The organism is Micromonospora sp. NPDC047753, from assembly GCF_040642735.1.
Lineage (GTDB): Bacteria > Actinomycetota > Actinomycetes > Mycobacteriales > Micromonosporaceae > Micromonospora.
On sequence record NZ_JBEYSL010000001.1, the window covers coordinates 1 to 24,639 of the forward strand.

Annotated in this window: 25 protein-coding genes; 10 read left to right on the top strand and 15 right to left on the bottom strand. The window is 71.9% G+C overall.

Going from position 1 to position 24,639, the window contains the following annotated elements; all coding sequences use genetic code 11:
• On the bottom strand, positions 1-1,297 hold a 1,297-nt coding region (locus ABZ749_RS00005), incomplete at its 3' end, for a hypothetical protein (RefSeq protein WP_357221031.1).
• A 109-nt stretch (positions 1,298-1,406) separates the two neighbouring features.
• Here ABZ749_RS00005 and ABZ749_RS00010 point away from each other — a divergent pair.
• Entirely contained in the window at positions 1,407-2,705 is a 1,299-nt protein-coding gene (locus ABZ749_RS00010) for a PQQ-binding-like beta-propeller repeat protein (RefSeq protein ID WP_357220929.1), read from the top strand.
• Positions 2,702-3,979: a PQQ-binding-like beta-propeller repeat protein gene (locus ABZ749_RS00015; RefSeq protein ID WP_357220933.1), complete on the top strand. Its 1,278-nt coding sequence runs from the start codon at positions 2,702-2,704 to the stop codon at positions 3,977-3,979. The genes ABZ749_RS00010 and ABZ749_RS00015 overlap by 4 nt, the downstream gene beginning before the upstream one ends.
• Here the strand turns inward: ABZ749_RS00015 and ABZ749_RS00020 are convergent, their stop codons facing one another.
• Positions 3,980-5,131 (bottom strand): peptidase C39 family protein, encoded by a 1,152-nt coding sequence (locus tag ABZ749_RS00020; protein WP_357220936.1) that lies wholly within the window; start codon positions 5,129-5,131, stop codon positions 3,980-3,982. It abuts the gene before it with no gap.
• Between the two features lie 141 nt (positions 5,132-5,272).
• Between ABZ749_RS00020 and ABZ749_RS00025 the strand changes: the two genes are divergently transcribed.
• From ABZ749_RS00025 to ABZ749_RS00035, 3 genes are all read left to right on the top strand, one after another.
• Positions 5,273-5,941: a response regulator transcription factor gene (locus tag ABZ749_RS00025; RefSeq protein WP_357220939.1), complete on the top strand. Its 669-nt coding sequence runs from the start codon at positions 5,273-5,275 to the stop codon at positions 5,939-5,941.
• Positions 5,938-7,113, top strand: coding sequence for a HAMP domain-containing sensor histidine kinase (locus ABZ749_RS00030; RefSeq protein ID WP_357220942.1), 1,176 nt, complete (start codon positions 5,938-5,940; stop codon positions 7,111-7,113). The genes ABZ749_RS00025 and ABZ749_RS00030 overlap by 4 nt, the downstream gene beginning before the upstream one ends.
• A gap of 239 nt (positions 7,114-7,352) precedes the next feature.
• A complete protein-coding gene (locus tag ABZ749_RS00035) occupies positions 7,353-7,790 on the top strand; it encodes a VOC family protein (RefSeq protein ID WP_357220945.1) in 438 nt (145 codons plus the stop codon).
• 119 nt (positions 7,791-7,909) lie between these two features.
• Here ABZ749_RS00035 and ABZ749_RS00040 read toward each other — a convergent pair whose 3' ends face one another.
• The 8 genes from ABZ749_RS00040 to ABZ749_RS00075 all read right to left on the bottom strand — a co-directional run bounded on the left by ABZ749_RS00040 (position 7,910) and on the right by ABZ749_RS00075 (position 16,001).
• Positions 7,910-8,536, bottom strand: a complete 627-nt coding sequence (locus tag ABZ749_RS00040) for a dihydrofolate reductase family protein (protein WP_357220948.1) — start codon at positions 8,534-8,536, stop codon at positions 7,910-7,912.
• Positions 8,533-9,009 (bottom strand): SRPBCC domain-containing protein, encoded by a 477-nt coding sequence (locus ABZ749_RS00045; protein WP_357220951.1) that lies wholly within the window; start codon positions 9,007-9,009, stop codon positions 8,533-8,535. Before ABZ749_RS00045 ends, ABZ749_RS00040 begins: the two co-directional genes overlap by 4 nt.
• On the bottom strand, positions 9,006-9,344 hold the full coding sequence (locus tag ABZ749_RS00050; RefSeq protein WP_357220954.1) for a metalloregulator ArsR/SmtB family transcription factor: 339 nt from the start codon (positions 9,342-9,344) through the stop codon (positions 9,006-9,008). Before ABZ749_RS00050 ends, ABZ749_RS00045 begins: the two co-directional genes overlap by 4 nt.
• Before the next feature lie 161 nt (positions 9,345-9,505).
• The gene (locus tag ABZ749_RS00055; RefSeq protein WP_357220957.1) at positions 9,506-10,366 is read right to left on the bottom strand and encodes a hypothetical protein; all 861 of its coding nucleotides are present in this window, start codon (positions 10,364-10,366) and stop codon (positions 9,506-9,508) included.
• Between the two features lie 170 nt (positions 10,367-10,536).
• Positions 10,537-12,597, bottom strand: a complete 2,061-nt coding sequence (locus ABZ749_RS00060; protein ID WP_357220960.1) for a 3-hydroxyacyl-CoA dehydrogenase NAD-binding domain-containing protein — start codon at positions 12,595-12,597, stop codon at positions 10,537-10,539.
• Complete coding sequence (locus ABZ749_RS00065) at positions 12,594-13,790, bottom strand: thiolase family protein (protein WP_091400648.1); 1,197 nt, start codon at positions 13,788-13,790, stop codon at positions 12,594-12,596. Before ABZ749_RS00065 ends, ABZ749_RS00060 begins: the two co-directional genes overlap by 4 nt.
• A 214-nt stretch (positions 13,791-14,004) precedes the next feature.
• On the bottom strand, positions 14,005-15,333 hold the full coding sequence (locus ABZ749_RS00070) for a ribonuclease D (protein WP_357220963.1): 1,329 nt from the start codon (positions 15,331-15,333) through the stop codon (positions 14,005-14,007).
• Between the two features lie 95 nt (positions 15,334-15,428).
• Entirely contained in the window at positions 15,429-16,001 is a 573-nt protein-coding gene (locus ABZ749_RS00075; RefSeq protein WP_357207090.1) for a DUF3000 domain-containing protein, read from the bottom strand.
• Positions 16,002-16,138: 137 nt separating this feature from the next.
• Here ABZ749_RS00075 and hemE point away from each other — a divergent pair, with 137 nt between their 5' ends.
• The 3 genes from hemE to hemQ are packed head-to-tail and all read left to right on the top strand — an operon-like array spanning position 16,139 to position 19,349.
• Positions 16,139-17,236, top strand: coding sequence for a uroporphyrinogen decarboxylase (gene hemE / locus ABZ749_RS00080; protein WP_357220967.1), 1,098 nt, complete (start codon positions 16,139-16,141; stop codon positions 17,234-17,236).
• Between the two features lie 5 nt (positions 17,237-17,241).
• Positions 17,242-18,651 carry a protoporphyrinogen oxidase gene (gene hemG, locus ABZ749_RS00085; RefSeq protein WP_357220970.1) on the top strand — a complete coding sequence of 470 codons (1,410 nt, stop codon included), beginning with the start codon at positions 17,242-17,244 and terminating at the stop codon, positions 18,649-18,651.
• Positions 18,648-19,349 (top strand): hydrogen peroxide-dependent heme synthase, encoded by a 702-nt coding sequence (gene hemQ / locus ABZ749_RS00090; RefSeq protein WP_196921722.1) that lies wholly within the window; start codon positions 18,648-18,650, stop codon positions 19,347-19,349. The genes hemG and hemQ overlap by 4 nt, the downstream gene beginning before the upstream one ends.
• A gap of 265 nt (positions 19,350-19,614) precedes the next feature.
• On the opposite strand, the gene ABZ749_RS00095 is transcribed toward hemQ, so the two are convergent.
• The 5 genes from ABZ749_RS00095 to ABZ749_RS00115 all read right to left on the bottom strand — a co-directional run bounded on the left by ABZ749_RS00095 (position 19,615) and on the right by ABZ749_RS00115 (position 23,348).
• A complete protein-coding gene (locus tag ABZ749_RS00095; RefSeq protein WP_357220973.1) occupies positions 19,615-20,130 on the bottom strand; it encodes a GNAT family N-acetyltransferase in 516 nt (171 codons plus the stop codon).
• Between the two features lie 92 nt (positions 20,131-20,222).
• Complete coding sequence (locus tag ABZ749_RS00100) at positions 20,223-21,338, bottom strand: lytic polysaccharide monooxygenase (RefSeq protein ID WP_357220977.1); 1,116 nt, start codon at positions 21,336-21,338, stop codon at positions 20,223-20,225.
• A gap of 117 nt (positions 21,339-21,455) precedes the next feature.
• Positions 21,456-21,911 (bottom strand): GNAT family N-acetyltransferase, encoded by a 456-nt coding sequence (locus ABZ749_RS00105; RefSeq protein ID WP_357220980.1) that lies wholly within the window; start codon positions 21,909-21,911, stop codon positions 21,456-21,458.
• A 24-nt stretch (positions 21,912-21,935) separates the two neighbouring features.
• Positions 21,936-22,877, bottom strand: a complete 942-nt coding sequence (locus ABZ749_RS00110; RefSeq protein WP_357220983.1) for a DMT family transporter — start codon at positions 22,875-22,877, stop codon at positions 21,936-21,938.
• A gap of 210 nt (positions 22,878-23,087) precedes the next feature.
• Positions 23,088-23,348 (bottom strand): Prokaryotic metallothionein, encoded by a 261-nt coding sequence (locus tag ABZ749_RS00115; protein ID WP_357203274.1) that lies wholly within the window; start codon positions 23,346-23,348, stop codon positions 23,088-23,090.
• A 156-nt stretch (positions 23,349-23,504) separates the two neighbouring features.
• On the opposite strand from ABZ749_RS00115, the gene ABZ749_RS00120 reads away from it, so the two are divergent.
• Together ABZ749_RS00120 and ABZ749_RS00125 are read left to right on the top strand one after the other, a co-directional pair.
• Entirely contained in the window at positions 23,505-23,780 is a 276-nt protein-coding gene (locus tag ABZ749_RS00120; protein WP_357220986.1) for an isoamylase early set domain-containing protein, read from the top strand.
• A 109-nt stretch (positions 23,781-23,889) separates the two neighbouring features.
• Complete coding sequence (locus tag ABZ749_RS00125) at positions 23,890-24,636, top strand: lytic polysaccharide monooxygenase (RefSeq protein WP_357220989.1); 747 nt, start codon at positions 23,890-23,892, stop codon at positions 24,634-24,636.
• Positions 24,637-24,639 lie beyond the last annotated feature (3 nt).

Genomic DNA, 24,639 nt, shown 5'->3' on the forward strand with positions numbered 1-24,639 from the left:
GCTGGGCCGGCACCCGCGGCCGGTCGGCCACCGCGCGCCCCTGGCGGTGCGCGGCGTCCCAGGTCAACGCGAGCAGTACGCCCACCGCGGCCGCGACCACCAGCGTCAACCGGGTCGGCATCATCATCTCGACCAGCGGCAGGTCGTCCGACACGTACGACCACGGGCCGCGCACGCCGGTCTCCACACCGTTGAAGCGCACGAACGGCCCGATCGCGGCCACGCTGAACACCACGATGAGCACCGCGGCGATCCGGGCGGCCAGCGAGCGGCGTACGAGCAGCACCAGAGCCACCACCGAGAGCAGCACCAGCGGCCAACCGAACCAGGTGTTCTGCTCGGTCAGACCGATCGTCTTCTCCACTGCCGGGTCACCGGCCCAGGTGTCCCTGGCGAACGTGACGAAGGCGACCAGGTCCTCGCCCCAGTTGTGGAACACGCCACCCTGCAGGCCCCGGTAGGACTGCGGGCCGTTGAACTGGAACCAGATCGGGTACGCGGTGAGCACCAGCGCCAGCCCGCCGGCGACGCCGAGTCCAGCCAGGAAGGTGCCGGCGGCGGCCCGGGTGGCGCGCGGCCGCTGCACGGCGTACGCCAGCACGATGACCAGGCAGGCCAGCGCGGTGAGCAGCAGCATCTCCTCGTTGATGAAGATCTGGTACGCCACCAGCGCACCGAGCACGAGGCCGTTGCGTCGCCACCGGCCCGGCTCACCCAGGGTCAGCACCCGCACCACGATCAGCGGGAGCAGGAAGTTGGAGACGAAGTTCGGTTGGCCGTTGGCGTGGTGGATGATTCCCGGCGCGAAGCCGAGGAACGCGCCGCCGACGAACGCCGCCGCCCGGGAGCGCACCAGGTGGCGGGAGAGCATCCAGTACCCGGTGCCGGCGGTGGCGGCCAGCGCCGCGCCCAGGTAGACGGCGTACATCACCTGGGGGCCGAGCAGCATGGTCAGCGGGGCCAGCGGCAGGGTCACCCCGAGCAGCGAGGTGTTGGCCATCATGTTCACCCCGTCCGGGGCGTTCTGACGGGCCGTGAACAGCGGGTTCTCCAGGTGCCGCACCGAGTACTCGCCGTGCGCGAACAGCCACTCGAACCAACTGTGGTCGGTGGGCAGGTGCGAGGAGACCCGGCCGTTGACGTCACCCCAGTAGTTGAGGCAGACGAAGACGCCCAGCAGCACATAGGCTCCGAGGGCCAACAGGTCGGCTCGGGCCGGACGGCGTCGAGGCCGCCGTGTCGACTCGGCCTCGACCGGGTCGGCGTCGGTCACGGGAATCAGCGAAGGGTCTACCACCGGCACAGCCACGACGCGCCATCGTACAGGCGGGGTTCCGTCACTTTTGCCGGGCCGGTGCGCTGACGGTCGGTTTGCCGGACGGTGACTCGTCGGCCAGCCTTACCTGGTGACGGAAGGACGGTCGTTGTCGATCATCGAGCTGGGCGAGATCAGCGACGAGCCCACGTCGGCACCTCCGGTTCGCCGCCCGCGCGCCGTCGATCGCCCGCTGCGCAGCGCGACTGTGTTGCTTCTCAGCCTGGTGATGCTGGCCGGTGCCGCGCCGCCGACGCAGCGCACGGTGAGCGTGGTGCCGGGGTCGCGGATGGCCACCGCGTATCTGGCCGGGGACGGGGTCTACGTGGTCGATCCGCCGGCACCCGACGGGGAGCGGTACCTGACCGCGTACGCCCAGCCGGCACCGACCGGCGTCGGGGTGCGGCGGCGGTGGCAGGCGCCGCTGGCCCGCACGGCCAACTACCTCGAGGTCCGGGTCGAACGGGGTCTGGTGCTGGCGCTGGCGGTCAACGCCCCGAACCGGCGGTTCCAGACCACCGCCTTCGACAGCGCGACGGGCCGGCAACGCTGGCAGCATCCCGGTGCTCCCCAGCCGACCCCCGGCGGTGGCCTGCTGGTGACCAATGGCCGGGAGGACGGGTCGGGCGCGATGAGCGGGGTCGAGCCCGACAACGGCCTGGTGCTCTGGTCGGTGCCGCTCCCGCCGGCCGCCAGCCCCACCTACCACCTCACGTCCGAGGGGCAGGTCGACCGGTTCGTGCTCCTGCAACCGACCGGCGAGGTGCAGGTGCACGACGCCGACACCGGCCAGCTGCTGCGCAGCATCGACACGCTGTCCGGTGACCGGTCGGCGTACCAGCGGGTGCAGATCGTCGACGACCTGCTGCTGCTCGTTCCGCCGGGCAGCACCCGGCTGGTGAGCTTCGGGCTGGCCGAGTTGGAGCCACGGTGGACGGCGGAGGTGACGTTGGTGTCGCATGTGCTCGAATGCGCCGGTCTGCTCTGCGCGGCGCCGCAGACCGGCGGCCTCCAGGTGCTCGACCCGGCCACCGGCTCGGTGCAATGGTCGGAACCGGGCCAGGACGTCCTGGCCGACGTCCGGTACGGTCGGCTGCTGATGGCCAGGCCCGGCCAGGGGTACGCGGTGCGGGACGCGGCCACCGGGCAGGTACGAACCGAACTGGGCGTGTGGAGTCTGATGCCGGTGCTGGGGCCGGACGATCCGCTGGTCGGTGTGCGGCGAAGTGACGACGGTCGGATGGTCGTCGCCGAACTGGACCTGGTGGCCGGTCGGACGCGGATCGTCGACGTGCTGCCGGGTATCGCCGGCAGCTGCCAGGCGTCCCTGCCGGTCCTGCTCTGCCAGCGCCTCGACGGCACCACCGCGCTGTGGCGGTTGACGCGATGACCGGGCCGGTGATCGACCTCGGTGAGCTGCGGCACGACCCGGACCCGGACCCGGTGCCCCGCCCGCCCCGCGCTCATGGTCGTCCGCTGCGCTTGGCGCTGGTCGTGGTGCTCGCTCTTGTCACGCTCGCCGGCTCTGTCGTCACACCATCCCGGCCGGCCCCGGTGACGCTGCCGGTCCGGTCCGGGTCCGACGTCATGGTCGACGGTGACCTCCTCCTGGTCCTGGAGCCGACCACCACCACGACCCGACGGACGCGGGTGTCCGCCTATCGGTTACCCGGCGGCGAGCCGGTCTGGCAGGCGCCGCTGTCGGCGGAGGCCAGGTACTGGGGGATGACCCCACTGGCCGGGATGCTGCTGGCCACCGGCTACGAGATCGGCCCGGACGGTCGGGACACAATCACCGTCGCGCTGGACCGGGCGACCGGGGCGTACCGGTGGCAGCAGCCGGGCACCGTCTCCAAGCTGACCGACGGCAACGTGCTGCTGCGTAGCGGCGGCGAGACCTTACCGTCCACTCTGCGCGCGGTCGATCCGTGCTGCGGCACCGTGCGATGGCAGCTCTCCGGCGCCAGCGCCGAGACGACTGTGCGGGGCACCGAGCGCGGGGTGGACCGGGTGGTGCTCAGCGAGGCGGACGGGCCGGTCGAGGTACGCGACGCGATCACCGGCGCGGTGCTGGCCCGCGCCGACCTGCGCCCGCCCGACGGTGGTCGGATCGGCCTGGACCTGACGAAGGACCTGCTGCTGGCCATCGACAGAGGCTCGGGCACCGTCACCGCGTACGGGCTGGACCAGCTTGACGCCCGCTGGACCCGCGCCAGGCTCCATGTCGACTTCGCGCTGGACTGCGGCCCCGTCCTGTGTGTGCGCACCGGCAACAACGAGCTGCAGGCGCTCGACCCGGCAACCGGCGAGGTGCGCTGGAGCAGCACCCAGTGGGGGTGGGCCTGGCCGACCGGCGGCCGGCTGATGGCCAACATCAGCGGAATCGGTCCGCTGGAGCAGTACATCGTGCTCGATGCGCTGACCGGCCAGCAGGTGGCGGACCTGGGCCGGTGGGAGCTGTACCAACTCGGTCCCGGCGGCCGGTTGGTCGGCATACGGCGGCACCCCGACGCAGGAGTGCTCGTCGGTGAGTTGGACGTCGGCGCCGGAGAGGTGCGCATCGTGGACGTGCTGCCCGACGCCACCGGGGAGTGTCAGGCGATCACCGGCTACCTGGTGTGCAGTGCGGCCGGCGGGTACCAGCTCTGGAGACTGACCGACTGATCACCAGTTGGCCTGGGCGGGTGGCGGGGGCAGCGGCACCGACGCGGGTCGCAGCACGTACGCCACCCCACCGCTGCCGCGTTGCCAGACCGCCTCGAACGCCTGCCGGGGCACTGTGCGACGGACCGCGTCGTCGTCCGGGGCGTACGGGTCGTTGAGCACCGGGTCGCCGTCGGCGCTGAAGCCGACCAGGACCATCAGGTGCCCACCGGTGTCGTACTCGAGCCCCGGCACCTCGTCGGCCCGGAACGCGGCGGAGACGATCAGGGGGATGCCGGCGGCGACGAACTCCTCCGCCTCGACCAGCGACCGCAGCCGGGTGACGAACGCGTCCACCCCGTGCAGACCGGCGTACGCGGTGTTGAACGGCCAGTTGCCGGCCCCGGCGTACGCGTGGTCGTAGCAGTGCCGGGCGGCGTGTACCACCACCGGACGCGGGCCGGACGGCTCCACCCAGGCGTAGCGGTCCGGCGTCGGCTCGGCGCCCCAGTAGGCGAGCACCATCGAGGTGCAGGTGGGGCTGCACCAGGAGTCACCGCCACCACCCCACTGCGGGTACTGGCCGGCGTGCAGCCGCTGCGAGTAGCGGGGCACCTCCAGCACCCGGCCCCAGGCGGCGGACGAGACGGGTTCCCCCGCGTACCCCTGGTCGACCGTCGCGGGGCCGGTGGCGACAGCGCCGATGCTGCGCAGCACCGGCCCGGTCGGGTTGCCGGCGGGCCGGCACAAGGTCACCCGCGTCTGCCAACCGGTGACCGTCGCTCCGGTCACGATCAGGGTGTCGGTGTCGACCCGGGCGGCACTGTCACGCTGTCCGGGCAGCGAGGTGCGCCGTACGGTGTCGTCGCCGGCGGCCCAGCGGGCCAGCCGGTACCAGTCGGTGCTGGGCGCGTCGTCGTGCCAGCCGCGCAGGTCGACCTCGATCCAGCAGCCGTCGGGGGTGTCCGCCGTCCAGGACGGCACCACCTCGGCGACGGCGAAGCCGACAGGTACCGGCGGCGACGTCCAGGTGCCCCGTTCGGCGACGCCGTCGAGGATGAGCCCTCGACCGCCGGCGAGCAGGCCGTCGCCGCTGCCGCTGGTCAGGTCGGCCGGCAGGTGGAAGGCCCGGTAGGCGATGTCCCGCCGGGTGGGTGGTGCCGCAGTGGTCATGCCAGTCCGTCCGTCGCTCGATACCGCCGGCCAGCATCGCGTACGCCGCGGTGGCCCGCAACGCCGGCCGGCGCGGACGGCGAGGGACGATGGTTGCCCGCCGGCACTAGGTTGTCGGTGGTCAGCAGCGAGGAGGCCGGGATGCGGGTACTGGTGGTCGAGGACGAGCGCAACCTCGCCGACGCGATCGCGCGGGGGTTGCGCAAGCGGGGCATGGCTGTCGACGTGGCGTACGACGGCGACGCCGGCCACGAGGCGGCGTTCGTCACCCGGTACGACGTGGTGGTGCTCGACCGTGACCTGCCGGGTGTGCACGGCGACCAGATCTGCGCCGACCTGGCGTCCTCCGGCGCGTTGACCCGGGTGCTGATGCTCACCGCCAGCGGCACGGTGGCCGACCGGGTGGAGGGCTTGCAGCTCGGCGCTGACGACTACCTGCCCAAACCGTTCGCCTTCGACGAGCTGGTCGCCCGGGTGCAGGCGCTGGGCCGGCGGGCGACCCCGGCCGCGCCTCCGGTGCTCGAACTGGCCGACCTGGTGCTCGACCCGGCCCGCCGGGTGGCCACCCGCGGCGGGGTGCCGGTGGACCTCACCAACAAGGAGTTCGGCGTGCTCAGCGAACTTCTCAGGGCGCGTGGCGCGGTGGTCTCCAGCGAGGAGCTGCTGGAACGGGTCTGGGACGCGAACACCGATCCGTTCACCACCATCGTCCGGGTCACCGTGATGACGCTACGCAAGAAGCTCGGCGACCCGCCGTTGATCGAGACGGTGGTCGGTGCGGGCTACCGCACCGCCGAGGTGAGCGCGTGAGCCGCCGGCTGCGACCCACTCTGCGGTTGCGGCTGACCCTGCTCAACGGGGTGCTGCTGGTCGGGGCCGGAGCGATCCTGGTGTTGCTGGCCTGGCTGCTGGTCCGCGACGCGTTGCGACCCACCGACGAGTTGGTGCCCGGCACGATCGTGCTGCTCTCCGACGGCCGGCGGATGGACGCCGCCGAGTGGCAGCGGCAGTTGGTCGATGCCGCCTCCGGGGAACTGCTGGCCAAGGGCCTGGTCGCGCTGCTGGCGATCAGCGTGGTCGGGGTGGCCGGCGCGTACGCGGTGGCCGGTCGGGCGCTGCGCCCACTGCACCAGGTCACGGCGACCGCCCAGCGGCTGGGTGAGGCGACCCTGGACCAGCGGATCGGCTACTCGGGCGCCGACGACGAGGTGGCCGAGCTGGCCAAGACGTTCGACGCGATGCTGGATCGGATCGCGTCCGCCTTCGAGGCCCAGAAGCGTTTCGTGGCGAACGCCTCGCACGAGCTACGTACCCCGCTGGCGGTGATGCGTACGGAGATCGACGTGACGCTCAGCGACGACGACGCGGACACCGCCGAGTACCGACGGATGGCGACAGTGGTCCGCGACGCCTCCGAGCGGGCCAACGGCCTGGTGGACGCGCTGCTGGTGCTGGCCCGCAGCGAGGCGCAGGCCGGACGGCAGCTCGGCCGGCGTACCGAGTGTGACCTCGCCGCGGGCACCGCCAACGCACTGTCGGCGATGCGCCGCGAGGTGGAACGGATCGGCCTGCGGGTGCAGACGTCGCTGGAGTCCGCGCCGGTCGTCGGCGATCCGGGGCTGCTCGACCGGTTGGCCGGAAACCTGATCGAGAACGCGGTCCGCTACAACCACCTGCACGGGCGGCTCTGGGTGCGTACCGGCACCGACGGTGACCAGTCCTGGCTGGTGGTGGGGAACACCGGTTTCGAGGTGGACCAGGCCGACGTGCCGGGACTGTTCGAGCCGTTCCGCCGTGGTGGCCGGGAACGCACCGGTGCCCGTGGCTCCGGCCTGGGGCTGTCCATCGTCCGGGCGGTCTGCACCGCGCACGGCGGCACCGTACGGGTGGTCGCGCAGCCCGGCGGGGGCCTGGAGGTCACTGTCACCCTCCCGTCGTCGGACGCCCCGGTGGCGCCCGCGACGGTGTCCGCCGCCAGCTGATCGGGGTTGCGCACCTCGCTCGGCCGATGGCACGATCACGTCGTCAGCTCGACAGGGAAGGGGGTGCGTCGATGTCCACCAGTCTCGGCTCCGCGCCCCGGGTCAGCGTCGGCTGACGTCCCGGAGGCGGAGCGCCCCCGCACGGGTCGGGCGCTGATCGCCCACTCGAAGGGGAACCAGTTCCTGCGTGGTGCGCCGGGTACACGGGCCGCACCACGTCACCACCGTGGAGGACCACTGTGAGTTCGACGATCCACAACATCAGCATCGACTGTCACGACACGTACGCCCTCGCCGGCTTCTGGTCGCAGGTCTTCGACTGCCCCCGGCAGCCCGACGACTTCCCGGGCGACCCGGAGGCGATGCTTCTGCCCCCGGGTGGCCCGGAGGTGCTGTTCATCGAGGTGCCCGAGGGCAAGACAGTGAAGAACCGGCTGCACCTGGACCTGCAACCCGCCGACCGGACCCGGGCCGAGGAGGTCGAGCGACTACTCGGCATCGGCGCGACGCTCGTCGCCGACCATGTCAGCCCGACCGGTGGAGGTTGGGTGGTGCTCGCCGACCCCGAGGGCAACGAGTTCTGCGTGCTCGGCAACGCCGACGAACGGGCGGCAGCGGCGGCGGCGCGGGCAGCGGCAGCGGCGCTCGCCACGTCGGAGGTTGCCGAACCGGCCTGATGGTCGACGTACGGCACCGGGGCACCAGCCACCTTCGCGTGGCCGGTGCCCCGGCTTCCCGCTGTCGGGGCGGGGCCTGATCGCGAGATCCAGGCGGTGGCCGGGCCGTGTCGCGGTGACTAGACGAAGGCTGTCGCGCCTTCGTACTGCGCCGTCGGGGCGGCGCCGACATGCTCGTACTCGAGCAGGAGCAGGCCCTTCTCCGTCGCTTCGTGGTGAACCAGTCGGAGGCCGACGGGCGCGTTCGGGTGGTCGAGCAGCCGCCGCCCGGAGCCGGCCACGGTGGGGGCCACGACGAGTCGGAGTGTGTCGACGAGGCCAGCGGACAACAGAGCCTTGCCAAGTCGTGCGCTTCCGTGAATCTGGAGCTCCCGTCCTGGCTGCGCCCTGAGCTCCCCGACGCTGTGGATCGGGTCGCCGTGGAGCACTGTCGTCGGGTGCCAACCACCCTCCGCCAGGGTGTTGGTCACGACGTACTTCGGCAGTGAGTTCATCCGTTCGGTGAACGGATCGTTCGGGTCGGTGATCTGCGGCCAGTCGCGAGCGAACGCCTCGTAGGTCCGCCGTCCGAGCAGCAGACCGTCGGCGAGACCCAACCACTGCGAGGTGCGGCGGACGAAGACCTCGTCCAGGTAGGGCACGAGCCAGCCGCCCAGGGTGAAGCCGCCGCTCGTGTCCTCGGTCGGCGAGCCGGGCCCCTGGCTGACGCCGTCGAGAGTGACGAACTCGGTAAGGACGATCTTCACAGCGCCTCCTGGCTCTCGGCGAGCCCGGCGAGTTGTTCGGTGACCGAGCCCCAGCCGTCCGCGAAGCCGATCTTCTCGTGAAGGTCACGAGCGGCGGGATCACCGTGGCGGACGATGATCCGGTAGTCGGTGCCGTCCGGATGCTCCTTCATGGTGATCTCCGCCGTCATCGGGACCGGGGTGGGGTTCGCGGGCCGCCAGGCGCTGTCGATCACGTTGGTGAACACGATCCGTTCGAGGTCGTCGACGACGAGGAAGCACGCGTCGAGGTGCGGGACGAACTCCACCCCGTCGTCGCTCAGTCGGGTCACGAGTGCGCCACCGGGCCGGACGTCCAAGCGGTCGACGCGGCACAGTGCCGGTGCCGGTATCCACCACTTCTCGAAGCGGGACGGGTCGGTCCAGGCGGCCCACACGGTGGCGCGGGGGGCGCGGATGACCCGCGCCATGGTCAGGTCCAGGTCGGGATTCATTGCTGGTTCTCCTGCTGATCGGTGACGAGGCGTTCCAGGCGATCCGTGCGCTCTTCCCAGACCCTGCGCTGCTCCGCGAGCCAGTCGTCGACGACAGCGAGGCGCTCGCGGTTGAGCACGCAGGTGCGCACCCGGCCGGACTTGGTCGTGTGGATCAGCCCGTTCGACTCGAGCGTCCGCACGTGCTTCATGAACGAGGGGAGGGTCATCGGAAGTTCGCGGGCGAGGTCGCCGACGCTTGTCGGACCGTGGCCGAGGCGTCGGATGACCCAGCGCCGGGTCGGGTCGGCGAGGGCGACGAACACGCCGTCGAGCTGCGCCGAATACTGTGCCATGCGGCTAAGTATTTCGGGAGATGATACTTAGCGCAAGGGCAAAGTATTGGCGGCCGCGGGGAGTGCGCTGACGTGCCACCGCCGGTCGGTTGGCGTGCCTCAGGAGAAGCAATCGGGGCCCCGGCCACCTGAAGGTGGCCGGGGCCCCGGTCGCGTACGGATCAGGACTGCTGCTCGACCTGGCCCCGGATCGCGGTGAACTCGGCCTTCGCCTGGTCGGCGGACTTGAAGTACATCACCACCATGCCCAGGCTGCCCCGGTCGGCCCAGACGCAGATGCCCAGCGGCACGGTCTCGGCCTTGCCGTCGCCGCAACGCGCCTCACCGCCGAGCGGGCCGGCGTCGACGGCCGTCATCGTGTCCACCGTCAGCTGCTTGGACAGGCCGTCCACATAGGCGTCCAGCTCCTTCTTCGGGTCCGACAGCAGCCCGGACACGCCCGCGATCATGACGAGGTCCTGCTTGGTCGGGTCGCCGTAGAAGGCGGCGACAGTGCTCGTCTCGTTTCCCGCCGCCGTCTTCATCCCGGCGACCGCCTGCTCAGCGGCCGTCAGGAGCTCCGGGTTGGTGAGCTTCGGCCGGCCGGCGAGGGTGGTCGGCGCGACCACCCGGGTCTTGCTGGCGTCCAGCGCTTCGTTCACCGGCCCCTTGGCGACGGCCCAGATGATCGCCGCGCCGCCGACGCAGAGCACCAGCACCACTGCCAACACGATCAGCACGATCTTGCCGACGTTCGACTTCTTCGCCGGGGGAGGACCGCCGGCCAGGTTCGGGTCACCGTACGGCTGACCCGGCTGCGCGTGTGGGAAGCCAGGCTGGGCCGGCGGGAAACCGGGCTGCGCGGGCGGGAAGCCCTGCTGCGCGTACGGCTGACCCGGCTGCGCGGGCGGGTAACCACCGGGCTGCTGCGGCTGTCCCTGCTGCTGCGGCGGCGGCCACCCGCCAGGCTGCTGGCCCGGCTGCTGCGACGGGTCGGGGGAATCGTGCGGCGGGCCGTAGGGATTGGCCGGCGGCTGAGACATCAGTCAGCTCCAAGATGGGGTTGCGAAACGCGTGATCCTAACCCGCCGCGATGCCCGCCGCCGTCCCCGCGGAAACCCGCATCCCGCGATCGTCTGACCACAAACGGTCGCGGTGGCCGGTCCGTCCGATAGGGACGATCCGACCACCGCGACCGTGGTGCTGCGATCTGTCAGGCGGGCAGGCTCGCCGCGCCGGGCGGCAGGAACCGCTGGCCGGTGACCCGCTCGGAGGTGCCGGTCCGGTCCAGGTACGGCGTGACACCGCCCAGGTGGAACGGCCAGCCGGCGCCCAGGATCATGCACAGGTCGATGTCCTGCGCCTCGGCGACCACGCCCTCGTCCAGCATCAGCCGGATCTCCTGCGCGAGCGCGTCGAGGGCGTTCTGGCGCACCTGCTCGGCGGTCAACGGCTGGTCACCCACCACGAGCAGCTTGGCGACCTCCTCGTTGACCTCGTCATCGACCACGATCGGCTGACCGGAGTCGGCGATCCGCTTGAGGTTCTCGCTGACCCCGAACCGGTCCGGGTACGCGGCGTGCAGGGTGCCGCCCACGTGGTACGCGACGGCCGGCCCGACCAACTGGAGCAGAGCGAGCGGACGCATCGGCAGGCCCAGCGGGTCCAGTGCGCTGTTCGCCACGTCCAGCGGGGTGCCGGCGTCGACGGCGGCGAAGACGGTGCCCAGGAAGCGGGTGAGCAGCCGGTTCACCACGAACGCCGGAGCGTCCTTGACCAGCACGCTCGACTTCTTGAGCTGCTTACCCACAGCGAACGCGGTGGCCAGGGTGACGTCGTCGGTGCGCTCGCCCCGGACGATCTCCAACAGCGGCAGCACCGCCACCGGGTTGAAGAAGTGGAAGCCGACCACCCGCTCCGGGTGCTCCAACTCGGCGGCCATCTCGGTGATCGACAGCGAGCTGGTGTTGGTGGCGAGCACCGCCTCCGGAGAGACGACCTTCTCCAACTCGGCCCAGACCTGCTTCTTGACGCCCAGGTCCTCGAAGACGGCCTCGATGACGAAGTCGGCGTCGGCGAACGCGCTCTTGTCGACAGTGCCGCTGACCAGGCCGTACAGCTTGGCGGCGGTGCCCTTGTCCATCCGGCCCTTGGTGACGGCCTTCTCGATCTGGGTGTGCACGTAACCGACGCCCTTGTCCACCCGGGACTGGTCGAGGTCGGTCATCACCACCGGCACCTGGAGGCGGCGGGCGAACAGCAGCGCCAGCTGGCTGGCCATCAGACCCGCGCCGACGATGCCGACCTTCGTGATCGTGCGAGCCAGGCCCTTGTCCGGTGCGCCGGCCGGGCGCTTGGCCCGCCGCTGCACCAGGTCGAACGCGTACAGGCCGCTGCGCAACTCCTCGGAGAAGACCAGGTCCGCGAGGGCCTCGTCCTCGGCGGCGGTGCCGGCGGCGAAGTCGCCGTCCTTCGCCGTCTCCAGCAGGTCGAGCGCCTTGTACGCGGCCGGGACCGCGCCGTGCAGCCGCTGGTTCAGCGTCTCCCGGGCGAAGTAGAGCACGCCCGCCCACATGTCCTTGTCGACCTCGGGTCGGGTCACTGTGACCTGACCGCGGACCACGCCGGCAGCCCACTCCAGGGACCGCTCCAGGAAGTCCGCCGGCTCCAACAGGACGTCCGCGATGCCCAGCTCGGCGGCCTGCTTGGGCTTGAGCATCTTGTTCTGCATCAGCGGGTTCTGGATGATCACCTGGGTCGCGGCGGGGATGCCGATCAGGTTCGGCAGCAGCTGGGTGCCGCCCCAGCCCGGCACCAGACCGAGGGACACCTCGGGCAGCGCGAGGGCCGCCGCGCCCCCGGAGAGCGTCCGGTAGTGGCAGTGCAGCGCCAGCTCCAGGCCACCGCCCATCGCCGCGCCGTTGACGAACGCGAAGGTGGGAACGGTGCTGTCCTTGAGCCGGGCGAAGACCCGGTGGCCGAGCCGGCCGATCTCCAGCGCCTGCGCGCGGTCGGCGAGCTGCGGCAGGCCGACGATGTCCGCGCCCACGCAGAAGATGTACGGCTTGCCGGTGACCGCGATGAACGCCGGGTCGGCGGCGAGCGCGGCGCTGATCGCCTCGTCCAGGCTGGCCAACCCACCAGGGCCGAAGGTGTTCGGCTTGGTGTGATCGAAGCCGTTGTCCAGCGTGATCAGGGCGGCGGGCCGGTCCAGCCCCGGCACGTTCACCTGGCGCAGCAGCGCCCGGGTGACGACCTCGTTCGGTGCCTTCACTTGTTGCCACCCTCCCAGTGCGGGTTCTCCCAGATGACAGTGCCGCCCATGCCGATGCCGATGCACATCGCCGTGAGGCCGTAGCGGACCTCGGGGTGCTCGGCGAACTGGCGGGCCAGCTGCGTCATCAGCCGTACGCCGGAGGACGCGAGAGGGTGACCGATGGCGATCGCACCGCCCCACGGGTTGACCCGCGCGTCGTCGTCGGCGATGCCGAAGTGGTCGAGGAAGGCGAGCACCTGCACGGCGAAGGCCTCGTTCAGCTCGAACAGGCCGATGTCGTCGATGCTGAGCCCGGCGAGGCGCAGCGCCTTCTCCGTCGACGGGATCGGGCCGACGCCCATCACCTCCGGCTCGACTCCGACGAAGCCGAACGACACCAGCCGCATGGCGACCGGCAGACCCAGCTCGCGGGCGGTGGCCTCGTCGGCCAGCAGGCTCGCGGTGGCGCCGTCGTTCAGGCCGGCCGCGTTGCCCGCGGTGACCTTGCCGTGCGGGCGGAACGGGGTCTTCAGGGTGGCGAGCTTCTCCAGCGAGGTGTCCCGCGGGGCCTCGTCCACGGTGGCCAGGCCCCAGCCGCCCTCGGCGTCGCGGATCGACATCGGCACCAGGTCGTCCTGGAGCTTGCCGTTGGCGTACGCCTTGGCGGTCTTCTGCTGCGAGGCGAGCGCGAACGCGTCGGTGCGTGCCTTGGTGATGTGCGGGACCAGGTCGTGCAGGTTCTCCGCGGTGGAGCCCATCACCAGCGCGGACGGGTCGACCAGCTTCTCCGCGATGATGCGCGGGTTGGGGTCGACGCCCTCACCCATCGGGTGGCGGCCCATGTGCTCGACGCCACCGGCGATGGCGATGTCGTACGCGCCCATGGCGATGCCGCTGGCCACGGTGGTGACCGCTGTCATCGCCCCCGCGCACATCCGGTCGATGGCGAAGCCGGGAACGGTCTTGGGCAGCCCGGCCAGCAGGGCGGCGGTGCGGCCGATGGTGAGGCCCTGGTCGCCGATCTGGGTGGTGGCCGCGATGGCGACCTCCTCGACGCGCTCCGGGGGCAGCTGCGGGTTACGACGCAGCAGTTCCCGGATGCAGCGGATCACCAGGTCGTCGGCGCGGGTGTTGGCGTACATGCCACCCGCCTTGCCGAACGGGGTACGGACGCCGTCGACGAAGACGACGTCGCGAACTTCACGGGGCACTTGAGCCTCCTAGCCGAGGGGCACGTTGCCCCGAATGCTACTCGTCAGTAACCAACCCCGTCCCGACCCCCCGCTGTGGCCCACCCCACATCGGCGCGCGCCAACGCCCCGTTGATCATGAAGTTGTTGCCATCGGCATCGGCGTGTCCTGGCAATAACTTCATGATCAACGGGCGGGGCGGGGCGGGGCGGGGCGGGGCGGGGCGGGGCGGGGTTAGGGGGTTGGGGTTTTTGGGGTCAGGGCTTCGGTCAGGTCGGAGATGAGGAGGCCGATCTGCCACTCGCGGGCGTTGAGGCCGCGCAGGGTCTCCGCCACCGACTCCTCGGTGATCTCCTCCGGCGGGGTCCAGGCCAGCCGGCGGACCGAATCCGGAGTGATCAGGTTTTCCGGCGGCAGGTTGTGCTCGCCGGCGATGCGGATCACGACCTCCCGGCAGCGGGCCAGCCGACCGGCCGCCACCGGGTCCCGCTCGGCCCATCGGTGTGGTGGGGGCGGGCCCTCCACGGCCGGCGAGACCGGCAGGGAATCCTCCGGTAGCTGCCGGGCGTCGTCGAGCGCGGCGAGCCAGGTGCGGGCCAGCCGACGGACCGACCGACCGCCGAAGCCGGGCAGGGTCAGCAGGGTCTTCTCGTCCTTCGGGTCCAGCTCGGCCGCGGCGATGATCGCCGAGTCGGGCAGCACCCGACCGGGAGCGGCGTCGCGCCGGGACGCGATCTGGTCCCGGGCGTACCACATCGAGCGGACCCGGGCCTGCGCCCGCGCCCCCCGCAGCCGGTGGATGCCCGAGGTGCGCCGCCACGGCTCCGCCCGAACCCGGGGTGGGCGTGCCCCGGTGCGGACCAGCGCGGCGAACTCCTCCGCGGCCCAGGCCGACTTGCCCTGCCGGGTCAACTCGGCGTCCAGCGCGTCGCGCAGGTCGGTGAGCAGCTCCACGTCGAGGGCGGCGTACGTCAACCACGACTCGGGCAGCGGTCGGCTCGACCAGTCGGCCGCCGAGTGGTGCTTCTCCAGGGTGAACCCGAGCAGCTGCTCGGTGAGCGCGGCCAGCCCGACGCGTTCGAACCCGGCCAGCCGAGCTGCCAGCTCGGTGTCGAACAGTCGGCGTGGACGCAACCCCACCTCGGCCAGGCAGGGCAGGTCCTGGCTGGCCGCGTGGAGGACCCACTCGGCCTCACCGATCACCGCGTCCAGCGCGCTGAGGTCGGGCAGTGGCAGCGGGTCGATCAGCGCCGTGCCCGCACCGGCCCGGCGAAGTTGAACGAGGTAGGCCCGTTGGCTGTAGCGGTAGCCGGAGGCCCGTTCGGCGTCCAGCGCGACCGGGCCGGTGCCCGCCGCGAAGCGGGCCACGACCTCGGCAAGCTCGGCCGGGGCGGCCACCGGATCGGGGGTGCCGTCACGCGGGGCGATCAGCGGAACGGGCCCACCGTCGGCCGGGTCAGCCCCCTCGCCCGCCGGCTGCGGCTGGGCCGACGGCGGGTGCTGGGGTGCGTTTCCCGGAAGTTCTTCGGTGGGCCGACGGCGCAGGGGTGGTTCGTCGGTCACCTGCCAACCCTAGTGCGCGCGGAGATCCGGCGGGTGCAGCCGGTCCGGCGTGTGTCGATCAGGTGTCCGCAAGATGTCCTCCCGAGGGCCGAACGTCAGGCTGCGCCGGCCGGGCGGCGGTCGGCGAGGGCTGTGACGCCCGGTGGGGGGAGCCCGGCGGTGGAGGCGAGCAGGGCGCACCAGCCGAGCAGGTGCGGGGTCAGGTCGTCGTCGACCGGCGTCCAGGACGCGCGAATCTCGATGTCACCGATGGTCGGTGGCCCGGCGAGATCGCCGAACCGGGTCGACATGGTCTGTGTCACCGTTCCGCCGATCGCCCGGTGGCCGGCGTCCTGGGCGTCCAACGCGTCGGTCAGCCACGTCCAGCCGACCCCGGGCAGCAGCGGGTCGGCGGCCAGATCGACCTCCAACTCGGCTGTCACGTAGGTGACCAGCCGCAGGGTGCCCTGCCACGCCTCGTGCCCGACCGGGTTGTGCAGCAGGATCAGCCGACCGGTCGCCACCTCGTCGTCGTCGCGCAGCACTGTCGCGGCGAGCGCGAACGCGTACGGGGCCAACCGCTGGGGGGCGCCGACCTCCTCCAGGGTGATCTCCGGCCGGGGGGCGGCCGACCGCAGCCCGGCGACCGCGCGGGCGAACGTCTCCGGGAGCGCGATCGGGGGGGCCATGTCGGCAGCCTATGCCGCCGTTCGTCGCCCGCTTCGACGGCGCGCCGACGCTCGTGAAGGGCACCGGGCGTAAGGAACGGTGCCCTTCCTCTCACCCCCACCCGGTTTCCGGTGGTGGGCGTGGCACGATTGCGGCGATGACCACGGACACCACGGGCACTGTCGCCCGAGACGGAGAATCCCGCCCCGGCGGACCGGCCGACTCGGCCTTCATTCGGGCCTGCCGACGTCGGCCCGTCCCGCACACCCCGGTCTGGTTCATGCGCCAGGCCGGCCGCTCCCTCCCGGAGTACCGGGAGATCCGGGCGAGCGTGCCGATGCTGGAGTCCTGCCGGCGCCCGGAGCTGGTCACCGAGATCACCCTCCAGCCGGTGCGCCGCCACGGCGTGGACGCGGCGATCCTGTTCAGCGACATCGTGGTGCCCGTCGCCGCCGCCGGGATCGACCTGGACATCGTGCCAGGCACCGGCCCGGTGGTCGCCGAGCCGATCCGCACCGCCGCCGACGTGGAGCGCATCCGCCGGATCACCCGCGACGACGTCTCGTACGTCGACGAGGCCGTCCGGCAGTTGGTGGTCGAGCTCGGCGACACCCCGCTGATCGGTTTCGCCGGTGCGCCGTTCACGCTGGCCAGTTATCTGGTCGAGGGTGGGCCGTCGCGCACCCACGCGAAGACCAAGGCCCTGATGTACGGCGACCCGGAGCTGTGGCACGCGCTGTGCGCCCGGCTGGCCGACGTGACGCTTGCCTTCCTGCGGGTGCAGATCGAGGCCGGCGTCTCCGCCGTGCAGCTGTTCGACTCGTGGGCCGGCGCGCTCTCCGAGGCCGACTACCGCCGTTTCGTGCTGCCGCACTCGACCACAGTGCTGAGCGGGCTGAGCGACGCCGGGGTGCCCCGGATCCACTTCGGGGTGGGCACCGCCGAGCTGCTCGGCGCGATGGGCGAGGCCGGGGCCGACGTGGTCGGCGTCGACTGGCGTACGCCGCTGGACGTGGCCACCGGCCGGATCGGCGCGGACAAGGCGGTGCAGGGCAACCTGGACCCGTGCGTGCTGCTCGCGCCGTGGCCGGTGGTGGAGGCCGAGGTGCGCCGCATCCTGGAGCAGGGCCGGGCGGCCCCCGGGCACGTGTTCAACCTCGGCCACGGGGTCATGCCGGAGACCGACCCGGAGGTGCTGACCCGGGTGGTCGCGCTGGTGCACGAGCTGTCCAGCCGCCGAGCCGACCAGGGCTGACCGGGATGCGGCGGCCCTGGCGGGTGGCGGTGGTCGGCGGCGGGATCGCCGGGCTGGCCGCCGCGGTCCGCCTGCGCGACCGTGCACCCGCCGGCACCGAGATCACGGTGTACGAGCAGTCCGGCGCGCTGGGCGGCAAGCTGCGCACCGGGGAGCTGGCCGGTCAGCCGGTGGAGTTCGGCGCGGAGTCTTTCCTGATGCGCGACCCGACCGGCGCCGAGAGCGCGGCGGTGGCCCTCGCCCGCCGGCTCGGGCTGGCCGAGAAGATCGTGCACCCCACTGTGGGGCAGGCCGCGCTGGTCATCGACGGAGGGCTGCGCCCCATCCCGGGCGGCACCCTGGTGGGCGTACCCGGGGATCTGGATCGGGTGGCCACTGTCGCCCGCCCGGCCGCGGACGCCGACACCGACGGCGGTCGGCCGCTGGTCGGGCCGGACGCTGACGTCTCGGTGGGCGCGCTGGTCCGGTCCCGTTTCGGCGACGAGGTGGTCGAGCGGCTGGTCGACCCGATGCTGGGCGGCGTGTACGCGGGCCGCGCCGACGATCTTTCCCTGGTCACGACGATGCCGGCGCTGGCCCGCACGGCCCGGGTGGAGCACACCCTGGTCGGTGCGGTCCGGGCCGCGCAGGCCGCCGCGCCGCGCGTGCCCGGCGCCCCGGTCTTCGGCACCCTCGCCGGTGGGCTCAGCACCCTGGTCGAGGCCGCCGTGACGGCCAGCGGCGCGACGGTACGGCGGGACGCCGCAGTGCGCGAGCTGACAGCGACCGACACGGGTTGGCGGCTCACCGTCGGCCCGACCCGCGACAGTGAACTGGTCGACGTGGACGCTGTGGTGCTGGCCGTGCCGGCGCGTCCGGCGGCGCGGCTGCTCGCCGGCCCCGCGCCGACGGTGGCGGCGGGTGTCGGCGCGCTGGACTACGCGAGCGTCGCGCTGGTCACCGTGGCGTTGCCGCAGCCGCGACTACCCGAGCTGTCCGGCTTCCTGGTGCCGAGCACCGAGGGCCTGCTGATCAAGGCGGCGACCTTCTTCACCACCAAGTGGGGGCACCTGCGCCAGCCGGACGGGCTGGCAGTGGTACGCGCCTCGGTGGGCCGGTACGGCGAGGAGGCGCATCTCCAGCGCCCCGACGCGGACCTGGCGGCCACCGTGCACCGGGAGTTGTCTGCGGTGCTCGGCACCTCGCTGCCCGCCCCGGTCGACGGGCACGTGCAGCGGTGGGGCGGCGCGCTGCCGCAGTACGCGCCGGGGCACGCCGACCGGCTCGGCGCCGCGCGGGCGGCGCTGCGGGCCGCGCACCCCACACTGGTCCTCGCCGGCGCCGGCTACGACGGCGTCGGCATCCCGGTCTGCGTCCGCTCCGGCGAGACGGCGGCCGAAGAGATCATCACAGCACTGGGAGGATCGGCGAGATGACCGAGCAGACCAACGCGGCCCGGTTGCGGGAGCTGAACGACAGCATCCGCTACACCATGTGGTCGGTGTTCCGGGCCAGCTCCCCGCTGCCGTCGCTGCGGGACAACGTCACCGGCGAGGTGGTGTCCCTCTTCGACGAGCTGGCCGGTAAGGACGTGGTGGTCCGGGGCGTGTACGACGTCTCCGGGCTGCGCGCCGACGCGGACGTGATGATCTGGTGGCACTCCGCGTCCCCCGACGCGCTTCAGGACGCCTACCTGCGGTTCCGCCGCACCACGCTGGGCCGGGCGCTCACCCCGGTGTGGTCGCAGATGGCGCTGCACCGGCCGGCGGAGTTCAACAAGAGCCACATTCCGGCGTTCCTGGCCGGTGAGGAGGCTCGCCCCTACATCTGCGTGTACCCGTTCGTCCGCTCCTATGAGTGGTACCTGCTGCCCGACGCCGAGCGACGCGAGATGCTGGCCGAGCACGGCAAGATGGCCCGCGGCTACCCGGACGTGCGGGCCAACACCGTCGCCTCGTTCGCGCTCGGCGACTACGAGTGGATGCTCGCCTTCGAGGCCGACGAACTCCACCGGATCGTCGACCTCATGCGGGACCTGCGCGCCTCCGGCGCCCGCCGGCACGTCCGCGAAGAGGTCCCTTTCTACACCGGCCGCCGCCGCTCAGTAGCCGAAATCGTCAACTGCCTGGTCTGACGGGCGCCCCCGCCCGCGCCCCCGCGCCTTCGCGATCTTGCACTTTCTGCTCCGGCGAAAGGGGCGTAAGCCGCGATCTGGCAACCGAAAGTGCAAGATCGGCGCACCGGCTGCCCCGACCTGGTCGATCATGGAGTTGTGGTGCCGGTTTTGGGAACCCACGGGTCCTTTGCGACCACCACAACTCCTTGATCGACGAGGGCAGGTGGATCGGCGAGGGGCACGGGGCTGGCTCGGCGGCATGGAGGGTTACGGGTCGTCTCGCTCAGCGTGACTGGCTGAGGTGTGGTGGTTGGAGGGGGCGGAGCATGATCTGTTCTCGGCGTACGCCGTCGGGCATCAGGTCGCCTGGCTCGTCGGTCAGGCGGAAGCCAGCGCGGTGGTAGAGGGCCTTCGCGCGCGCGTTGTCCGTCCTGACGGAGAGCCGTAGCCGCTCGGCGCCGCGCTTCTGGGCCCAGCGCGCCACCTCGTTCACCAGGTGGTCGCCGACACCGCTGCCGCGAGCGTCGGGGTGCACCCACATCGAGATCAGGTCCACCATGAGCGGGTCAATCGTGGGTACGCCGCTCGACATCCCAACCGGACGCCGGTCCAGGACGGCCACCAGGTTGAGTGAGCCGGGGATGCTCAGCCGGTCGCGCCAGCGCTGTTCGCGGTCGCCGTCGCCCTGCCAGTCGGCGAGCCGTGAGCCGAACGCTTCCGGCGCCTCGGCGAGGGCGGCAAGCCGCAGCTCCCGCCAGGTGGGCCAGTCGTCGGAGGTGAGCACCAAGATGTCGATCATGCGGCGATGGTGCCCGGACGGATCGCCGGGCACCACCGCATTTTCCGCCGTCCGGCGCTGCACCCCCGCCCGGGTGCGGCGCCGGACGGGGATCAACTGGTCGTCGTACAGGAGACCAGCGGAACCGGGTTGCTGCCGTTCCACGAGCCGAGGAATCCGAACGTGGTGCTCGCTCCGGCGGCAAGTGTGCCGTTGTGGTTGGCGTTACGTGCGGTGACGAGCGTGCCGCTGGTGCTGACCGTCGCGTTCCACGACGAGGTGACCTGCTGACCGTTGCCGTAGTTCCAGCTCACCGACCAGCCCCGGGTGGGTGAACCGCCGGCGGTCACCTTCACGTCGGCCTGGAAGCCACCGGCCCACTGACCGGTCACCTGGTACGTCGCCGTGCAGGCACCGGCCGGCGGCGGGGTGCTCGGCGGCGGCGTGGTTGGCGGGGGCGTGGTTGGCGGGGGCGTGGTGGGCGGCGGGGTCGTCGGCGGGGGCGTGGTGGGCGGCGGTGTGGTCGACCCGCCGCCGAAGTCGACGTCGCTGCACAGGTAGTACGACTGGTCCAGGTGGCTGGCCTGCCAGACGGTGTAGACGATGTGCCGTCCGGTGCGTCCCGGCGCGCTCACCGGGATCTGGATCGAGACACCACCGGTGTCCGGGTTCCACTGGGAGGCCGGGGTGTTGCCGATCTGGCCGGCCAACTCCAGGTTGCCCCAGCCGAGCGGTTGGGTGGCGGAGTTGAAGCCCTGCTTCGTCACGTACACCCGGATGTAGTCGGCGCCGTGGCTGGCCTGGTCGAAGAAGCGGAGCCGGAAGTTGTTCGACACCGCTGTGGTCTTCCAGGCGCCGACGGTGTCCAGCGCGTTGTAGCGAGGGCTCTGGGTACGTCCGCCGCTGCACAGTTGGCCGTCGGGTACGGCGGCCTGGTGGTTACCGCCCACGCCCTCGCGGAACAGGCCGTTCCAGTTCCACATGGCGGCCGGGTCGGACTGCCAGGCCTGCCAGCACATCGGGTCCTCGGTGGCCATCCGAGGGTTCTGGAAGTCGCCGCCCCAACGTTGCCAACAGCTGTAGTTGCGCGACGCCGGGTCGACCACCGAACCGTGCGCCGAGGCGGGCTTGGTCAGGATGGTGGTCAGTGCGGTCGTCAACAGGAGCGCGGTGGCCGCCACGATGGCGAACAGCCAGAGCACGCGTCGTGATCGGGTGAGTGTGGACATGGAGCCCCCGGGGGGATGAGGTGGGACGTCGACACCCGGATCGCCGGGAGTTGCCCACTCCCGTGCCTGTCGCTGGCTCCCGCGACGGCTTTACCCGGCACCATGCCAGCTCGATAGTCAGCCGTCAATGGCATCGCGCCGCATCGGGGTGTGCGGGATGCCGTCCTCGACGTAGTCGGGGCCGCTCACCGCGAAGCCGTGCCTGGCGTAGAACGCGACAAGGTGCGACTGGGCTTCCAGCACGCAGGTCCGGTTGCCCACCACCTCCAGCGCCGCCGTCATCAGCCGGCCGGCGTGTCCGCCGCCGCGCGCCGCCGGGGCCACCACCACCCGACCGATCCGGGCGACACCGTCCGGGTCGGCCAAAATCCGCAGGTACGCCAGCGGCGCGCCGCCGTCGGTGAGCCAGACGTGCCGGGTGCCCGGCTCGACGTCCCGCCCGTCCAGCTCGGGGTACGGGCAGTTCTGCTCCACCACGAACACGTCGATGCGCAGTTTGAGCAGGTCGTGGAGGGTGCGGGCGTTCAGGTCGGCGAAGGAGGCCGTCCGGAGTTCGGTGGTCTGCTGGGGCATCCACCGATGGTAGGTCGGGTGGGTTCACCTGAGATCCGCGCGGTCGGGTGCGAGGTAGGTGGCGGCCACGGCGGTGAGCAGCAGGGCACCGCCGACGATCACCGGCAGGGGGAGCGGTTCGCGCAGCAGCGCCACCGCCAGCGCCGCGGCGGTGAGCGGTTCGAGCAGGGTCAGCACGGCCGCGACGCTGCCCGGGGTGGTGCGCAGCCCGGCGTAGAACAACGCGTACGCGACCGCCGTGGTGACCACGCCGAGGTGCAGCAGCAGCGCCAGGGTGTCGAGGCGTACCGGCACGCTGACCCCGGCTACCAGGGTGAACGGTGCCAGGGTCAGCGCGCCGACAGTGGTGGAGATGGTGGTCAGCGTCATGGGCGCGGTGCGCTGCGACACCTGACGGCTGACCAGGGTGGTCACCGCGTACCCGAGGCCGGAGCCGGCTGCCGCGAGCAGGCCGAGCAGCGGGGCGGGCGCCGCCGCGCCGGGGTGCTCGGTGGCGGCGGTGATCAGGACGAGGCCGGCCACCGCCGCGACCAGCGTGCCGAGTCGCAGCGGGCCGGGGAGCCGGCGGGCGTGCGCCGACTCCCAGGCCGCGGCGAGCACCGGTGCCAGGCCCAGGCTGACGATGGTGGCCACGCTGACTCCGGCCCATGCCACGGCGGCGAAGTAGAGCGCCTGGTAGAGGCCGAGGCCGACGCCGGTGAGCAGCAGCGGTACGGGTGCGGCGCGCACTGTGGTCACGATCGTGCGGAGCCGGCCGGCGGTACACGCCAACAGCACGAGCGCGGCGATGGCGAGGCGGTGGAAGCCGATGCTCACCGGGCTGAGCCCGGTGCTCTCGCGCAGGAGTTGCACCGCCACACCGGTGGTGCCCCACAGCACCCCGGTGACGGTGATCTGGATCAGGCCGCTGCGGGCGGCGTGGCTGGCGGCCGAGGCGGCCGGCAGCGGGGTGCGGGTCGTGGACACGGGAGCGCTCCGAAGGGTGAGCCGTTGACGGGGACGACGTCGACGGAGCGCGTACGGCATGGTGGCCGAGCGGGGTCAGGTCACCCGGTCGGCGAGAGGCGCGGCGCTCCGCTCAGGAGCGCGGCGGGGGCAGGACGCCCAGGAACGGCCGCATGGCGATGACCGTACCCCAGTGTGGTGGTCCGGTTGGCCCGCGGCCGGGCGGCGCGGTCAGGCCGGGCGGGCGCCCACGGCGTCGCGGACCTCCGCGCCCACCGCTCCCTCGACGGCGCGGGCGCAGTGTGCGCAGCAGAAGAAGCGGCCGTTGACCTCGACGCCGTGCCCGGAGATCTTGACCTGGCAGTGCTCGCAGATCGGTGCCATGCGGTGGATCGCGCACTCGAACGAGTCGAAGGTGTGCACGTCGCCGCTGACGGTGTGCACCTCGAACGCCATCCAGTAGTCGTTGCCGCAGACCTCGCAGGTTGCCACCGAAAACCTCCGTTAAATGGACAAGTGCCTACAGAATCCTCCAAGTGGCGCCGACGTAGGGGCGGAACGTCGACGCCCGACCGCCACGACGGCGTGTCGGCGTCGGCGTGTTGCCCGTTGTGCCTGGTGAACCGCCGCAACCCCCGGAGGATCACCGTGATCAAGCGCAACAGGCTCTTCGGCAACCAGACCCGGGTCACCTTCTGCCTGCCCCGCGATGTCCCGCCCGGCCCGGTGAGCGTCGTCGGCTCGTTCAACGGCTGGCAGCCCGGTCGACACGAGTTGGTGACCCGCCGCGACGGCACCCGGACGGTGACGGTGAAGCTGCCGCCGGGGGAGTACCGGTTCCGCTACCTCGGCACCGGCGGCGTCTGGTTGGACGATGAGTCGGCCGACGAGGTCGACGGCGGGGGCAGCCTGCTCCGCCTCTGAGAAGAAAACTGCCATCATCGATGGATTTATCGATGAGAGTCTTTACTGTTAACAATGTTTAAATTACTTTGAGGGGCACCTCACCGGACCTGGAAAAGGAGCTGCCCCGATGCGTCGAAGAATCACCGTCCCGCTGGTGGCGGCGGGCGCTGTCGCCGCCACCCTCACCGTCGCCGCCCCCGCGCAGGCGCACGGCTACGTCTCCGCCCCACCGAGCCGGCAGGCGCTCTGCGCGCAGGGCCGGGTGCCCGACTGCGGGCAGATCAGGTACGAGCCGCAGAGCGTCGAAGGACCCAAGGGCCTGCGCAGCTGCAACGCCGGAATCTCCCAGTTCGCCGTCCTCAACGACGACAGTCGGGGCTGGCCGGCCACCTCGGTGGGCACCTCGCTGACCTTCACCTGGGTGAACACCGCCCGGCACGCCACCAGCAACTGGGAGTACTGGATCGGCAACACCCGCGTCGGCGTGGTCAACGGCAACAACCAGCAGCCGGGCGCCACGGTGTCGCACAACGTCAACCTCGGCGGCTTCTCGGGCCGGCAGAAGATCCTCGCGGTGTGGAACATCTCCGACACGGCGAACGCCTTCTACTCCTGCATCGACGTGCAGATCGGTGGCGGCGGGTCGAATCCGACCCCGACCCCGACGCCGACGCCGACCGCCACCCCACGGCCCACCCCGACCCCCACCCCGACCAATCCGCCCGCCCAGGGCGGCACGTGGGCGACAGGCCGGGCGTACCAGGTCGGCGACCAGGTCACCTACGGCGGAGCGACGTACCGCTGCCGGCAGGCGCACACCGCGATCCCGGGCTGGGAGCCGCCGAACGTACCGGCGCTCTGGCTCCAGGTCTGACCG